At 61.4% G+C, this 14840-nt stretch carries 12 protein-coding genes; 7 read left to right on the top strand and 5 right to left on the bottom strand.

Features of this window, described 5'->3' with window-relative positions; all coding sequences use genetic code 11:
• Positions 1-2: 2 nt before the first annotated feature.
• The 5 genes from ACCO56_RS30680 to ACCO56_RS30660 all read right to left on the bottom strand — a co-directional run bounded on the left by ACCO56_RS30680 (position 3) and on the right by ACCO56_RS30660 (position 6379).
• A complete protein-coding gene (locus ACCO56_RS30680; RefSeq protein ID WP_433644750.1) occupies positions 3-1232 on the bottom strand; it encodes a putative DNA modification/repair radical SAM protein in 1230 nt (409 codons plus the stop codon).
• Between the two features lie 85 nt (positions 1233-1317).
• On the bottom strand, positions 1318-2706 hold the full coding sequence (locus ACCO56_RS30675; RefSeq protein WP_433644749.1) for a glutamine synthetase family protein: 1389 nt from the start codon (positions 2704-2706) through the stop codon (positions 1318-1320).
• 38 nt (positions 2707-2744) lie between these two features.
• The gene (locus tag ACCO56_RS30670; protein WP_433644748.1) at positions 2745-4127 is read right to left on the bottom strand and encodes an aspartate aminotransferase family protein; all 1383 of its coding nucleotides are present in this window, start codon (positions 4125-4127) and stop codon (positions 2745-2747) included.
• Positions 4128-4260: 133 nt separating this feature from the next.
• Positions 4261-5235, bottom strand: a complete 975-nt coding sequence (locus ACCO56_RS30665; RefSeq protein WP_433644747.1) for a WD40 repeat domain-containing protein — start codon at positions 5233-5235, stop codon at positions 4261-4263.
• Positions 5236-5323: 88 nt separating this feature from the next.
• A complete protein-coding gene (locus ACCO56_RS30660; RefSeq protein WP_433644746.1) occupies positions 5324-6379 on the bottom strand; it encodes a CobW family GTP-binding protein in 1056 nt (351 codons plus the stop codon).
• A 545-nt stretch (positions 6380-6924) separates the two neighbouring features.
• Between ACCO56_RS30660 and ACCO56_RS30655 the strand changes: the two genes are divergently transcribed.
• The 7 genes from ACCO56_RS30655 to urtC all read left to right on the top strand — a co-directional run bounded on the left by ACCO56_RS30655 (position 6925) and on the right by urtC (position 14838).
• A complete protein-coding gene (locus tag ACCO56_RS30655) occupies positions 6925-8241 on the top strand; it encodes a purine-cytosine permease family protein (RefSeq protein WP_433644745.1) in 1317 nt (438 codons plus the stop codon).
• 71 nt (positions 8242-8312) lie between these two features.
• The gene (locus tag ACCO56_RS30650) at positions 8313-9329 is read left to right on the top strand and encodes an alpha/beta fold hydrolase (RefSeq protein ID WP_433644744.1); all 1017 of its coding nucleotides are present in this window, start codon (positions 8313-8315) and stop codon (positions 9327-9329) included.
• 97 nt (positions 9330-9426) lie between these two features.
• Entirely contained in the window at positions 9427-10581 is a 1155-nt protein-coding gene (locus tag ACCO56_RS30645; RefSeq protein WP_433644743.1) for a transporter substrate-binding domain-containing protein, read from the top strand.
• A complete protein-coding gene (locus ACCO56_RS30640) occupies positions 10578-11276 on the top strand; it encodes an ANTAR domain-containing response regulator (RefSeq protein WP_433644742.1) in 699 nt (232 codons plus the stop codon). The genes ACCO56_RS30645 and ACCO56_RS30640 overlap by 4 nt, the downstream gene beginning before the upstream one ends.
• A gap of 210 nt (positions 11277-11486) precedes the next feature.
• On the top strand, positions 11487-12734 hold the full coding sequence (locus ACCO56_RS30635; protein WP_433644741.1) for a transporter substrate-binding protein: 1248 nt from the start codon (positions 11487-11489) through the stop codon (positions 12732-12734).
• Between the two features lie 66 nt (positions 12735-12800).
• Positions 12801-13670: an urea ABC transporter permease subunit UrtB gene (urtB, locus tag ACCO56_RS30630; protein ID WP_433644740.1), complete on the top strand. Its 870-nt coding sequence runs from the start codon at positions 12801-12803 to the stop codon at positions 13668-13670.
• A gap of 13 nt (positions 13671-13683) precedes the next feature.
• Positions 13684-14838, top strand: coding sequence for an urea ABC transporter permease subunit UrtC (urtC, locus tag ACCO56_RS30625; protein WP_433644739.1), 1155 nt, complete (start codon positions 13684-13686; stop codon positions 14836-14838).
• Positions 14839-14840: the final 2 nt, after the last annotated feature.

Genomic DNA, 14840 nt, shown 5'->3' with positions numbered 1-14840 from the left:
GATCACAACAACGACAATTGTCGGGGCTGCGGCGCGAGCTGGTCACGCAGACGCAACTGGTCCGTCAGTTTCGTTGGCGACCAGCCTTCGGCGATAATGAAGGGACGTATCTTCCCGACGGACTGGCAAAGCCGCCCGACATCTTCCAGGCGCAGCCGGCGATGGACGCGCGTCGTGATGATGCGCTCCACTGCCCTTGCACCCAGTCCGGGGATGCGCAACAGCTTCTCTTTGTCGGCGCGGTTGACGTCGACTGGGAAGGCCGCCCGATTGCGTAGCGCCCAGGCGAGCTTAGGGTCGATTTCGAGGTCGAGCATTCCGCCTGGCACGCCCTTCAGGATCTCATCCTGCGAAAAACCATAGAAGCGCATCAGCCAGTCCGCCTGATAAAGCCGGTGTTCGCGCATCAGAGGCGGCTTCTTCAGGGGCAGGGCGGCCGAAGCGTCGGGGATCGGACTGAAGGCTGAATAATAGACCCGCCTCAGATGATAGCTGCCGTAAAGTCGGGCGCTGCTATACAGGATTTCGGCATCCGATGTGCGGTCTGCGCCGATGATCATCTGGGTAGACTGCCCCCCTGGCGCGAAGCGCTCTCGTTTTTTCGATTTCAGGGTCGGTTCGCTCTTCTCCTCTATCTTGCTTCTCAGCTTCGCCATGGAAAGCCTTATGGTTCCCGGATTCTTTTCCGGTGCGAGTTGCTTGACGCCGTCGTCGGTCGGCAATTCGACATTGATCGACAACCGGTCGGCATAGAGGCCAGCCTTTTCAATCAGTTCGGCAGAGCATTCGGGAATCGTCTTCAGATGGATGTACCCTACGAACTTCTCCTCGACGCGAAGGCGATGAGCGATCTCCACCATTTCAGCCATGGTCTCCTCTGGGGAGCGGATCACGCCCGAGGAGAGGAAGAGCCCCTCGATGTAGTTGCGCTTGTAAAAGGTCATGGTCAACCGTACGACTTCGTCGACGGTGAAGCGCGCGCGGCGGACATTGGAAGAGGACCTGTTGATGCAATAACTGCAGTCGTAAATGCAAAAATTGGTCAGCAGGATCTTCAAGAGCGAGATGCAGCGACCATCCGGGGCGTAGGAATGGCAGATGCCTGTTGCCTCCGTCGAGCCTATCCCCTTGGTCGCGCGCGAGTTCCTTTTCTCCGCGCCGGAGGACGCACAGGACGCATCGTATTTGGCGGCGTCCGACAGAATGGCAAGCTTGTCGCGGGTCGAGAGCATATGTTCATGATATGTTCTATCTGGGCCGCTTGCCAGCAGATTTGCACTGTCGGCTTCAAATGTGATCGTGAACGCGTGGCGGCTGTCACACCTCGTGCAGATAGAGGTGATAATCGAGTTCGCTCACGGTGCGGGCAACGCGCAGATATTCCGCCTCCTTGATGGCGGTGAAAGTGCGGTGCAGGTCTTCGCCCAGAGCCCGGCGCAGGAAGGCGGACGCCTTGGCGGCCTCGATCGCGGTTTTCCAGTCGCCGGGCATGGCCGGCCGGTCCTTCGATGCCGCCTCGTAGCCATTCCCGGTCGTCTCCGGACCGGGGTCGAGCTTCTCGTCAAGGCCTTTGGCTATACCGGCCAGCACGGTAGCGGCGACGAGATAGGGATTTGCGTCGACGCCGGACGGACGATGCTCTATGCGTCGGTTCCTGGCGTCGCCCGCCGGCACGCGCAACGCGACGGAACGGTTGTTGACACCCCAGGTTGGAGCCACCGGCGCGTAGGATTGCGAGACGAAGCGCCGCCAGGAATTGGCGTGCGGCGCAAAGACGAGCATGGATTCGGCCATGGTTTCTGCGAGCCCGCCGAGCGCGTGCAGGAGCGTGGGTGCCCAGCTTCCCTCTCGGGCCTCGGTGAACACATTGGCGCCGTCGCGGTCGCGCAACGATACGTGAAAATGCATGCCCGAGCCGGCATATTTCTCGATCGGCTTCGCCATGAAACAGGCGGTCAGGCCGTGGCGGCGTGCCTGCGCCCGAACGAGGCGCTTCAGCATCAGCAGGTCGTCCGCGGCGCGCATGACGTCCTTGCGATAGTTGAGCGTCAACTCGTACTGGCCGGGCGCGTATTCCGAGATCACCGTTTCGGCCGGTATGTCCTGGGCCTTTGCCGCCGCGTAGATGTCGGAGAAGAGCGGTTCCATGCCGTGCAGATGGTCGACCGAATAGACTTCGGTCTTGGAGCTGTGCCGACCATCGACCACCGCGCGGGCCGGCTGGACGCGGCCTTCGCCGTCTCGCTCATTGGCGAGCAGGAAAAATTCCAGCTCGAAGGCGCCTGCCGGATGAAGGCCTTTGTCAGCCAGCGCGGCGACCTGGCGGACCAGTGCGTGGCGCGGATCCGACGTCATCGGCGTGCCGTCGAGATGATACATCGACATCAGAACCTGGCCGCGCGCCGGCGCGGTGCCGTGAAGGGGAACGAGCGTCCCGGGAACTGGCCAGGCATGCAGGTCGCCGTCACCGGAATCCCAGATCAATCCCGTCTCGTGAACGTCCTCGCCAGTGATGTCGAGCCCGAGAATGGAGATCGGCAGATGCCGCCCGTTCTCGTAGAGGCCTGCCAATTCATGACGGCGGATGATCTTGCCCCGCCCGACGCCATTGGCGTCGGTAAGCACGATGTCGAAGGCTTCGATCTCGGGGTGGGCTTCGAGGAACGCCTTTGCCTCGTCGAGCGTCGAGCCAGAGGGGGAATACATGAATGACCTTTGGGCAACCGAAGTTTTGCGGGCTTTTCTCACGCCGCGAGCGCGGCGGCAATATCGCTGAAGGCGGAAATCAGGCGATCCACCTGCCGCGCCGTCGTTGCCGGCGAGATCAGCATCATATTGTGGAAGGGGGCGATCAGCACGCCGCGATTGACGAGGGCGACATGGATTGCCGCCTCGAGTTCCGGCGCGTGCGCGTCTTCCGCCTCGCTGCCATTCGTGAGCGGCCCGGGCGCGCAGATGAATTCCACGCGCGCCCCGACGCGCAACACGTGCCAGGGCAGACGATGCCCTTCGATGGCATTGCGCAGCCCGCGCTCCAGCCGGTCGGCGAGCCGCTCCATATGGGCATAGTTCGCTTCCGTCATCACCTCTTCGAGCGTGCCGCGCATCGCGGCGAACTGCAGCGGGTTGCCGGAGAGGGTGGTGCCCATGCCGGAATAGCCGGTTTCTTTGGTGCGGTTGTAGGCGTCATAGCGGTCGGCCACGTCCCGGCTCATGCCCCACACGCTCGCCGGCACGCCGCCGGCCACCGGCTTGCCGAGCACGAAAAGGTCCGGCTCCAGCCCGTGTCTCCTCGTGTAGCCACCGAGGCCGGTCGAAACTGTGTGGGTCTCGTCGATGAGAAGCAGGGTGCCGGTCTCGCGCGTCATGCGGCGCAGGCCGTCGTGGAAGCCGGGCTCCGGCTGGACCATGCAGCAATTGGTGAGCACGGGTTCGGTGATGACGCAGGCCACGTCGCGGTCGCGCAGCGCTGTTTCCAGCGCCGGCAGATCGTTGAACTCGACGATCCGGGTGGCCTGGGTGAGGTCGCGGAACTCGCCGGCCAGGCCGGGCCGGTTGATGGGGACGCCGTTCTTCATGCGCACCATCGTTTCGTCCACTGCGCCGTGATAGCAGCCGTTGAAGACAAGAATCTTCGGCCGCCCGGTGACGGCGCGGGCGACGCGGAGCGCGAAGCGGTTGGCGTCGCTCGCCGTCGTCGCGATCTGCCAGTAGGGAAGCCCGAAGCGCTGCTCCAGGAGCAGGCCGACCGCAAGCGCGTCGTCGCTCGGCAGCATGTAGGTCAGGCCGCGCGAGGACTGCCTTCGTATCGCGCGTGCCACAGGCGCGGGCGAGTGGCCGAACATCGATCCGGTGTCGCCCAGACAGAAGTCGGCAAGGCTGTTGCCGTCGACATCGGTGATGACGGCGCCGCGCGCCCGCTCGACGAGGATAGGAAAGGGAGTGGGCCAGTCCTTCATCCAATGCATGGGAACGCCGCCGAGATAGCCCTTGGCGCCGCGGCCGATCGCGGCTTGCGTTTTCGGCCGCGCCTTGCGGAAGAGTTCGGCCTCGCGTGCGCTCATCTCGGCTATCCGCCTCGCCGTGATGCCGGCGATAATCGCCTTGGCGGTCCCCTCCAAATCCATTCCTGCCCCTCTGCTCTACCCTCTCTCTATATGCGGGCGAGCGCATGACCAACAGGCAGCCGACGTCCAGAACAGGCCACGCCGTCGAGAAAAGGTCGTTCCGTCGAAATTTCGTCTCGGCAGCGCTACAACACTAGCCCGCTATGTCGATCACCCCGCAATCGCCCGAGGCTGAGCCGAAGGCGACGCGGCGGCCTTCCTCGTCCCAGCCCATCGAAGTGATGCCGCCCTGGCCCGGGCGTCGCAGCAGGACCTCCTTGCCGTCGGCGAAACGCGCCGCCAGCACCATGCCGTCCTCGTAGCCGATCGCCACGATGTCTTCGGCAGGATGGCAGGCGACGGCCGTCACCATGGTGTTGCCGCGCGTGCCGAGCTCAAGCGGCGCCTTGCCCATCGGACCGTCCTTTGTCTGGAAAGGCCAGACGATCGCCGCCGGCGCGCCCGAGCTGGCCAGCCATTTGCCCTTGGCGCTCCAGGACAGGCTTTTGACCTTTGCCGGATAGCCGCTCATGCGCATATGCTTGCCGTCGGCCAGCTTCCAGCCGTGAAGCGCGTTCTCCTGCATGGTCGTGACGACGAAGTTGCCGTCCGGCGAGAAGGTGATGCCGGTATGGGCGCCCGCCCATTCGAGCTCGGCCGGCTTTCCTTCCGCCGCGGGGAAATGCAGCGTCACGCCATTATAGCGGGCGACGCCGAACCGCATGCCCTTGGGCGAGAAGGCTAGGCCTTCGACCGTGCGAGGATGGGCGAATTCCTTCGTCTTGCCATCGGCAAAACGCACGGTCGCGTTGCGCCCGCTCGCAACCGCGACGGCTCCCTGCGGACCGATCGCCACGTTCGTCACCCATTTGCGGCCGAGTTCGACCAAGGTTTCGACCGTGCCGTCGGCTTTGAGAGACGAAGCCTTCCCATCCTCGCCGCCGCTGACCAACCGTTTCGTGCTCATGTCGGCGACAGCACAGAGCAAACCGTCATGCACCACCGCCGACTTCTGGCCATGATCCAGCCAATGCACGTTGCCGTCCGCCAGCGCGAAAAAAGGCACGCCGCCGATGAAGGCGGCGGTGATGCAATGGCCGTCGAGATCCAGCGGTGCGACAGTGGGCATGAGAAACCTGCAGTCCGTATTTCGTGCAATGCTATGCCTCGAAGGCCGCCGGTCATCGGGAGACGGCCTTCGACGACGATCGGAGGCGTTAGGCTTGGCAGGCTTCGAAGCTCTTGCGCAGCCGCTCCTCGTCGAGCTTGCGGCCGATGAAGACCAGCCGGCTGTCGCGCCTCTCGTCGTCCCTCCAGGGGCGTTGATGATCGCCCTCGATGATCATGTGGACGCCCTGGATGACGTAGCGGTCCGGATCGTCCTTGAAGGCGATTATGCCCTTGAGACGGAGGATGTTCGGGCCTTCGATCTGCGTGATCTTCTCGACCCAGGGCAGGAATTTCTTCGGATCCATCTCGCCGCCGCGCAGCGACACCGACTGCACGGTCACGTCGTGGATCGGTGAGGCATGGTGGTGATCATGATCGTGGTGATGATGATGGTGGTCGTGATCATGATGGTCGTGATCGTGGTCGTGATGGTCATGATCGTGGTCGTGCGCGTCGAGGAAATGCGGATCGTTCTCCAGCGCTCGCTTCAGATCGAAGGCACCGCGATCCAGAACCTCGGTGAGAGCGACGCCGGCGCGCTGCGTTCGATGGATCCGGGCGCCGGGGTTGATCGCGCGGACGGTCGCCTCGACATCGCGCAGCTCTTCCGGCGAAACGAGGTCCGTCTTGTTCAACACCACCACGTCGGCGAAGGCGATCTGGTCTTCCGCTTCCTTGGAGTCCTTCAGCCGCAGCGGCAGATGCTTGGCGTCGACCAGCGCCACCACTGCATCCAGCTTGGTCTTGGAGCGCACGTCGTCGTCCATGAAGAAGGTCTGGGCGACGGGCGCGGGATCGGCAAGCCCCGTGGTCTCCACCAATATGGCGTCGAAACGGCCGGGCCGGCGCATCAGGCCCTCCACCGTGCGGATGAGGTCGCCGCGCACCGTGCAGCACACGCAGCCATTGTTCATCTCGTAGATTTCCTCGTCGGACTCCACGATCAGGTCGTTGTCGATGCCGATTTCACCGAACTCGTTGACGATCACGGCGTAACGCTTGCCGTGGTTCTCGGAGAGAATGCGGTTCAGCAGCGTCGTCTTGCCGGAGCCGAGATAGCCGGTCAGCACCGTTACGGGGATTTGCGTCTGAGCTTCGCTCATTCTGTGCTCTCACGAGATAGGGTGGATGGGTTGTCGGCAACCATATAGGACGGGAGGCAGCGTTTTGCACGCCCCAATCCCGGCTTCGGCGTGTTACGCCGCTCGATCGACGAGCACTGCCGGAGACGGAGCAGGAGAGCAGGTCGAAAGCCACTACGGCGGTATAGTGGACGTGCGGACAAGCAGGCGTCGCATGGATATTGACACCCCTGGGTGGCAGGTCTAGCTTTTCGTCAGCCTGTTTTCAGGCAGGTGGCAACGAGGCCACCCGATAAGATCAAGGCAAAAAGGCCTCCCTTTGACTTCCGACGCGAAGCCATCGGGGGGCCTTTGTCGTTTGAACGACTCCGACCGAGACGCCGAAGGGGAACCGGCGCCGGACGGCTATGCAAATGGGACTTGCGCCTGCGCTCTCTCGGGCAGCCGGGCGCATTCGATCTGGACCATGGCCATACGGCAACCCTCGACGGGCAGCGGAGCGGACACTGGCGTCCAATCGCGACGACGGCCGCATCTCGCAACAAATTTGCCCCGAGGAGGGCCGAATGACGAAAACCAGTTTGGAGTCCGAGACGCTCGACAGTGTCGATCACATACTCGGAGAAGAATACGAGCACCACCCGATTCCTGCTTCGGCAAGACGTTCGACATTTTCGGTGACAACGGTCTGGATCGGCTTTCCGATGATCATTACGGGCGCGATGACCGGGTCCATCCTTGTGCTGGGCATGGGCTTCACCAAGGCGCTTTGGGCAATGGTAATCGGCAATCTCATCATGTTCGCTTATGTCGGGGCTCTCGGCGTCCTGGGTACAACCCGTGGTATGAACTTCGCCTTGTTGGCCAGCATAGTCTTCGGGCGCCGGGGATATGTCTTCGCGTCGGGGTTGCTCTCGACACTCCTCTTGGGCTGGTATGCGGTCCAGACCGGCATCACAGGAGCTCTCATCAGTTCAGCCTATGACCTGAACTACGTGGCGATGACCATCATTGCGGGCCTTCTCTACATCGGCATCACCTTCGTCGGCGTTCACGGCCTCCATCTTGTCGGGCTGGTTTCCGTCCCACTCTTTGTCGTGCTGGGAGGGTGGGTCGTGTTCGACGCGGCGTCAACGACGACCTGGGCGGCGATATTCGCCTATCCCGGCAACAACGGCAGCGCTTCGATGACAATGGGCGTCGGTCTGACCGTGGTAATCGCATTGTTCATCGATGCTGGTACCGTCAGCGCGGACTTCAACCGTTGGGCGAAAGACACGAAGGGATCACTCATCGCAACCTTCAGCGCTTTCCCTTTCGCCAATCTTGTGGCGATGCTGGTCGGGGGGGTGATGACGGCCGCCATTGTCGTGCCGAACGCAAATCCATTCGGTGCGGACAATATGTTCGGCTACATGAACGCCAAGGGGATCGCCTTACTCAGCGTCGTCGCGTTCGTGTTCCTCTACCTCAATCTGGGGTCGGTCTGCGCTCACTGCCTCTATAACGCCGCAACGGGTTGGTCCCGCATCTTGCATAACCGAATGCGGGTCATGGCCGTGGTCCTCGGCGTGATCGGGATCGTCGTTGCCGCCGGCAATGTCTGGGCCTTCTTCATCGAATGGCTGTCGTTGCTCGGGATTCTCGTTCCACCGATCGGTGCCATAATTCTGGTCGACCAGTACCTGTTTCGCAGGAACGCAGAAATCGATCGAGACTGGCGGCCGACCGCCTTCGTGGCGTGGGGAGTCGGCTCTGCGGTGGCACTTCTCGTCGAATTTTACGGCCCGCAATGGTCGACAGCGATCAGTGCGGGGCTGGCAGGAGGAATCGCTTATCTGGCGCTCTGCTTGCTGCCATCCCCCGCTCGTGCTCCTGCCTGACACTATCGAGTGGGGCTGGCCGTCCCGGCCCACTCGTCGTTCGTCCACGCCTAAATGAAGGATATTTCGAAATGACGGACTACGAAACATATTCTCTCGGCGATCTTGTTCTCCAGCGGGGCGCCACGCTGCGAGACGCCAAGCTGGCATACAAGACCTTCGGCAAGCTCAATGACTACAAGGATAACGCTATCGTTTATCCGACATGGTATTCTGGGCAACATGTCGACAACGAATGGCTGATCGGCGACGGCATGGCCCTCGACCCGGCCAAGTATTTCATCATCATTCCCAACATGTTCGGCAATGGGCTGTCGTCTTCACCCAGCAATACGCCGGAACCCTATAACAAGTCGCGCTTCCCGCAGATCACCGCCTATGACAATGTTCGGGCTCAGCACAGGCTTGTCACGGAAAAGTTCGGCGTGAACAAACTCAAGCTCGTGACCGGGTGGTCGATGGGAGCCTTGCAGACGTTCCATTGGGGGGCAATGTATCCCGATATGGTCGAGCGCATCGCACCCTTCTGCGGCTCGGCCAAATGCTCGCGGCATAACTTCGTGTTCCTCGAGGGGGTGAAAGCGGCACTGACAGCCGACAGCGCCTGGAACAACGGCTGGTATGACAAAAAGCCGGAAAAGGGTCTTCGAGCCATGGCGCGCGTTTACGCCGGCTGGGGCTTCTCCCAGGCTTTTTACAGGCATCGGCTCGACATCGAGGCGATGGGTTATTCCTCTCTGGAGGATTTCCTGGTTCAGTTCTGGGAAGGTTTCTTCCTGCCCAAGGACGCCAACAACCTTCTTGCGATGCTGTGGACTTGGCAAAACGGCGACATCAGCGACAACGAGACGTACCGGGGCGATTCCAAGAAAGCGCTCGGAGCGATCAAGGCCAAAGCCTACGTGATGCCCGGCAGGACGGATCTCTACTTCCCGCCCGAAGACAGCGAATTCGAAGTCGCCAACATGCCGAATGCCACGCTGATACCTTTCGAGTCGATCTGGGGGCATTTTGCTGGCGGCCCGGGAACCAGTCCCGAAGACGTCAAGTTCGTCGACGGCATGCTGAAAGAGCTGCTTGCAAGTTGACCGAGAAAGCTGGCCCGCCACAGGATGTCGTCGGGCCGGTGCGGCAGACAACAGGGGAAGTGCGAGACGACCTACGGGATAAGAGGGAGCCTAATCGGTGAAAACGACCAATACCTCCGAACCATGGCGCGTCGGCGTCCTGTTTTCGCGAACCGGTTTCATGGCAGTCATCGAGGAGACGCAACTGCGCGGCACCCTCACAGCGATCGATGAGATCAACAATGCGGGAGGCGTCAATGGCCGGCCGCTGGAGGCCATCGTCTACGACCCCGGCTCCGACTCCCGGGCATTCGGACGATACGCGAAGCGCCTCATGGTCGAGGACGGCGTGAACACGATCTTCGGCTGCTACACGTCGTCGAGCCGCAAGGCGGTTCTGCCGGTGGTGGAGCGGCTCAACGGACTGCTATGGTATCCCACCCTTTACGAGGGCTTCGAATTTTCCTCCAACGTCATATACACCGGTGCGACGCCGAACCAGAACAGCGTCGAACTCTGCCGGATTCTGATGGAGCTCTATGGGCCTCGCGTCTTCTTCGTCGGTTCCGACTATGTCTACCCGCGCGAGTCGAACCGGATCATGCGCGAGTTGATCCGGAGCAGTGGCGGCAGCGTGGTCGGCGAATGCTATGTCCGCCTTGGCGCCTCGCGAAACGAATTCCTTCCCGTCCTGCGCGAGGTGAAACGCGCCCAGCCCGACGTGATCTTTTCAACCGTCGTCGGTGACGGAACCGTTTTCCTCTACCAATGCTACGCGGATCTGGGGCTCAACCCAAAGGTCATGCCGATTGCCAGCCTGACCACGACCGAGGCTGAGATACGTGCCATGGGCTATGACGTCGGCGAAGGCCACATCACCGCCGCTCCGTACTTCCAAGGCATCGGCAACGAACGCAACTCAGCCTTCGTGCGACGCTACAAGAAACGCTACGGGGACGACGAGCCGACCAACATGTGCCTGGAGGCATCGTATTTTCAGGTCAATCTGTTTGCGAAAACGCTGGAGCAGACCAACTCGATGGACACCGAGGTGCAGAGGACATCCGTTATGGGCTCGGAAATCCACGCTCCCCAGGGCGAAATCGCGATCAATCCCATTTGGGGGCACGCCGATTTGTGGACCCGGGTCGGGAGAGCCAATCGGCAAGGCCAGTTCGATCTGGTCTTTGAATCTCAATCCTGTGTTCGCGCCGACCCCTATCTGCTTGGCTATGGGCGGCACGTAGGCCAGCGGAGCCTGGAAGTAGCATGATGCATGGTCACGGGACACGCGGCCTTCGGGGATCGGCCCACAAGACAATTGGGATGCCCGGGCTTAATGAGCCCGAAAGACGCCCCGGCAACCAGGGACGACCCCATGAGCCCGCGCAGCAGTCGGCAACCAAAGTATTTCGGGACCTAAAGATTGCGGTGATCGCGGAGCGCGATCCGGATGGAGAAAGGCTGATCCGCGAACTCCAGCGTCTGCATTGTGCCGTCCACCATGAATGGCCCATGCCGCCGCAGATACCGTCGATATTCGATGTCGTCTTTTGTGTTTTCGCGCCCGATCTTCCGCAGCGCCTTCCGTGGATACCTGGCGATCCGGCGTCGACACTGATCGTGATCGACCCGGGCTATGGGCAACTCGATCTCAAACCGTTGAACAATTGCGCGCCCCACGCAGTGCTGCACTATCCGGTGACGGGGCGGTCGATGCAGGTGATCCTGGCTGTCGCGCGCAGTCATTTTCTCTACGAACGACGCTTGAGGCTCCGTATCGACAAGCTCGACGAGAACCTTCGGACGATGCGTAGCGTCGAGCGGGCCAAATCCCTGCTGATCCGTCTCAAGAATGTGAGCGAAGAAGAAGCTTACAACTATCTGCGCCGGCAAGCGATGGAACGTCGCGTGACGATCGGGGCGGTCGCCAACGCCGTAATTGACTCGTTCGAACTTCTCGGATAAGCCTCGAACATGACGGCAACGATGCCGTCAGGCAAATAGGGTAACGGAACCTCACGATCTTTCGCGGAAGCGAAGCGTGGGGTTTTTCATTTTTTGGACCGCAAGGTCCCGCGGCGCTGCAGCCGCGCCAAAAACGGCAACAAGGCCCTCGAAACGGCCGCCTCAGAGGCGGTGTTTCGAGGGCCTTTTTTGTTTTCAGGGGAGAAGAAGGTGATCAACAGTCGTCGTAATTTCCTAAAGGGCACGGCAACGCTCGGCGCTGCGAGCCTGGTCGGCTTCCCGCATATCTGGAGCAAGGACGGTTCGCTTGCCCGAGCCGCCGATGGCGAGATCAAGGTCGGAGTGCTGTTCTCGCTGACCGGCACCACCGCGATCATCGAGGAGTCGCTCAACAAGGCGACGATCATGGCGATCGAGGAGATCAACGATGCCGGCGGGATCAACGGCATGCGCATCGTGCCTATCGTCGAGGACCCGGCGTCGGATCCTGCCACTTTCGCGGAGAAGGCGCGCAAATTGGTGCTCAGCGACAAATGTGTTTCGGTTTTCGGCTCCTATACGTCGGCCAGTCGCAAGGCGGTGCTGCCGGTCTTCGAGAAGCAGGACAACCTGTATTGGTATCCGACACTCTACGAGGGGCGCGAATGCTCGAAGAACGTCATCTACACGGGTGCCGTTCCCAACCAGCAGCAGGACGACTTCGTGCCGTGGCTGGTCGAGAAGTTCGGAAAGCGCTGGTACCTGATCGGCTCGAACTACATCTATCCGAAGGAAGAGAACAACTACTGCAAGAAGCTTCTCGCGGATCTCGGGGCGGAGGTGATCGCCGAAGAATATGTGCCGCTCGGTCATTCCGAGTTCTCATCGGTCATCAACAAGCTCAAGGGGGAGAAGCCGAACGTCATTTTCTCGACCGTTGTCGGAGACTCCGTGGTCGCACTGCATCGGCAGTATCATGCAGCCGGCCTAGATCCGGAAACGATGCCCATGGCGAGCTTGACCACTTCCGAAAACGAAGTGGCTGCAATGGGCGGCGCAGCCGCCGCCGGCCACTTCACGTCCGCTCCCTATTTCATGGTGTGGGACTCGCCCGAAAACCACAAGTTTGTGGAGGCCTACAGGAAGCGGTGGGGCGCCGATAAGGTCACGCACTTCGTTTCCGAGCCGTCATATTTCCAAGTGTATCTTTTCAAGCAGGCGGTGTCGAAACTCGCCCCGAGCGACATTGATCCCGGTACGATCCGCGAGGCCGTGAAGGGCGAGGAATTCGTCGCACCGCAAGGCAAGATCCGGGTGGAGCCGGAGAACCTCCATACCTGGCTAAGACCCAAGATCGGGCGTTGCCAGCCGGACGGGCAGTTCGAGATCCTGAAGCAATCCGCCGATTGGCTCGAGCCGGCGCCCTACAAGGCATACCCCAACCAGCATTGCACCGCAGCCGGCCTGAAAGAGGCCTGATCGACACCCAGCTCGACAGAGGGGGCGGCGCGGCCGCCCTCCCTTCCACAACTGCGAAGGTTGCCGATGGACATCATCGTTTCACAGCTCCTGACCGGCTTGAGCATCGCTTCTATCCTGCTGCTCGTCGCGCTTGGACTGGCCGTCATCTACGGCGTAACCGGTGTGATCAATCTCGCCCATGGCGAATTCGTCATGCTCGGCGCCTATGCAGCCTGGGCGCTGCAGGCGCAGTTCGGGCTCGGCCTGCTTGCAAGCCTCGTTCCCATTTTCGTTCTGCTGGCACTGTTCGGCTGGTTGATCGAGGCCCTCGTCATCCGACACCTCTATGATCGGCCACTCGATACGATCCTGGCGACATGGGGCATCGGTGTGATAGCCCAGCAGGCGATCCGGCTCATTGCCGGCGGCGAACTTCGCTATGTCGAGATGCCGCCCTCACTGGCCAACAGCGTCAATCTCCTAGGCGCGACCGAGTCGGCTTATCGATTGTTCATCCTGTTCGTGGCGCTTGCCCTGTTCGGCCTCACCGCCGTGCTCTACCGTTACACCAACTTTGGCTTGAAGCTGCGCGCCATCACACAGAACCGTGCGGTCGCTTCATCCTTCGGCATCAATTCAGCCCGAATCTACCGCATCACCTTCGCCTATGGGGCGGGGTTGGCGGGCCTGGCCGGCGCACTGGTATCCCCGCTCAAGAGCGTTTCGCCGGAAATGGGCACGACCTACGTCGTCGACGCCTTCATGGTCGTCGTGCTCGGCGGAGCGCAAAGCCTGATGGGAACCTTGATGAGCTCCGGCCTGCTGGGCGAGCTGTCCGGTTACCTCGCCTTCTATTCGAACGACACCATTGCCAAGGCGCTCGTCCTCCTGGCCATCGTCGTCCTCATCCGCTTCCGGCCCCAGGGCCTCTTTGTCTCCCGCATCAGAACCTGAGCAGTCCGATCCAATGCAGTTGCAAGGAACTTCCACGCAATCCCGCAAAGCAGCGGTCCAGATAGCGCTGTGCGCCGCCGCCTGCGCAGCGATCTTCCTCGTACCCGTCCTGCTGGACGATGCGTTCCTTCTCAACAAATACGCGCGCTATCTGGTCTTCGGAATGCTCGCGATTTCGCTCAGCCTCTCGTGGGGACAAGCCGGGATCCTCAATCTCGGACAAGCTACCACCTTCGGGCTTGGCTCCTACTGCATGGCAATGGCGCTGAAGCTCAAGACCGTGCCGGTTCACACCGGGAGCGACGGGTTGCCGGATTTCATGGTCTGGAACAACGTTACGGAGCTGCCCTGGTTCTGGGCGCCGTTTCATTCCCTTGCCTTCGGCGTGCTTGCTGGAATTCTCGTCCCCGTTGCCTTTGCGGCCCTGCTTGGCTGGTTCATGTTTCGTGGTCGGGTCACCGGCGTCTATTCGGCCATCATCACCCTTGCCGCGATGGTCGTCGTTCAACTGCTCATCATCGACCAGCAGGCCTACACGGGCGGCTTCAACGGGATCACCGACCTGGCACAGTTCGAAGTCGCCGGCATTGCCTTCGACGCCTACAGCGCATCCACCTACTACCTGGTCGCCGCTTGCCTGACGATCACCCTCTTTGCCGGCTTGGCGATCACAAGGAGCAAGACCGGGCAGATCCTCCAGGCCATTCGCGATCAGGAAGACCGTGTCCGGTTCTTCGGTTACGACGTCGCCCTCTATAAGATCTTCATCTTCTCCGTGTCGGCGGCGTTCGCCGGCCTGGCCGGAATGCTCTACACGATCGTCATGGAGTTCGCTTCGCCGACATTCCTCGGCGTGCCACTGAGCCTCTCCATAGTGATCTGGGTTGCGGTTGGTGGCCGGCAGAGCCTTCTGGGCTCGATGCTGGGAGCTTTGATGGTCACCGGCGTGCAGGGCGCGCTGTCCGAATCCGAAGCATTTCTCGACAGTTGGACGCTTGTAATGGGGCTGCTCTTCGTGGTCGTGGTCCTGTTTCTGCCGAAAGGTCTCGCAGGCGCCTTCGAGGGCATTGCGGCGCGCCTGGGGCGGCGGCCGAACGAACGTCCCGCGAAGCCGGAGCGGCCTGCGGCCGCAATGACCACACCTCGCTCGATCGAGGGCGTAAGATGAAT

The organism is Mesorhizobium sp. 1B3 (genome assembly GCF_050958605.1).
In the GTDB taxonomy this organism is placed as follows: Bacteria; Pseudomonadota; Alphaproteobacteria; order Rhizobiales; family Rhizobiaceae.
The sequence above is the reverse complement of the archived record's forward strand: the minus strand, read 5'-3'. Positions and strand labels throughout refer to the sequence as shown.

What these genes read in the sequence shown, in the direction of transcription:
- ACCO56_RS30680 (WP_433644750.1), bottom strand. Translation starts at nt 1,232, where the DNA reads ATGCTCTCGACCCGCGACAAGCTTGCCATTCTGTCGGACGCCGCCAAA.
- ACCO56_RS30675 (WP_433644749.1), bottom strand. Translation starts at nt 2,706, where the DNA reads ATGTATTCCCCCTCTGGCTCGACGCTCGACGAGGCAAAGGCGTTCCTC.
- ACCO56_RS30670 (WP_433644748.1), bottom strand. Translation starts at nt 4,127, where the DNA reads ATGGATTTGGAGGGGACCGCCAAGGCGATTATCGCCGGCATCACGGCG.
- ACCO56_RS30665 (WP_433644747.1), bottom strand. Translation starts at nt 5,235, where the DNA reads ATGCCCACTGTCGCACCGCTGGATCTCGACGGCCATTGCATCACCGCC.
- ACCO56_RS30660 (WP_433644746.1), bottom strand. Translation starts at nt 6,379, where the DNA reads ATGAGCGAAGCTCAGACGCAAATCCCCGTAACGGTGCTGACCGGCTAT.
- ACCO56_RS30655 (WP_433644745.1), top strand. Translation starts at nt 6,925, where the DNA reads ATGACGAAAACCAGTTTGGAGTCCGAGACGCTCGACAGTGTCGATCAC.
- ACCO56_RS30650 (WP_433644744.1), top strand. Translation starts at nt 8,313, where the DNA reads ATGACGGACTACGAAACATATTCTCTCGGCGATCTTGTTCTCCAGCGG.
- ACCO56_RS30640 (WP_433644742.1), top strand. Translation starts at nt 10,578, where the DNA reads ATGATGCATGGTCACGGGACACGCGGCCTTCGGGGATCGGCCCACAAG.
- urtB (WP_433644740.1), top strand. Translation starts at nt 12,801, where the DNA reads ATGGACATCATCGTTTCACAGCTCCTGACCGGCTTGAGCATCGCTTCT.
- urtC (WP_433644739.1), top strand. Translation starts at nt 13,684, where the DNA reads ATGCAGTTGCAAGGAACTTCCACGCAATCCCGCAAAGCAGCGGTCCAG.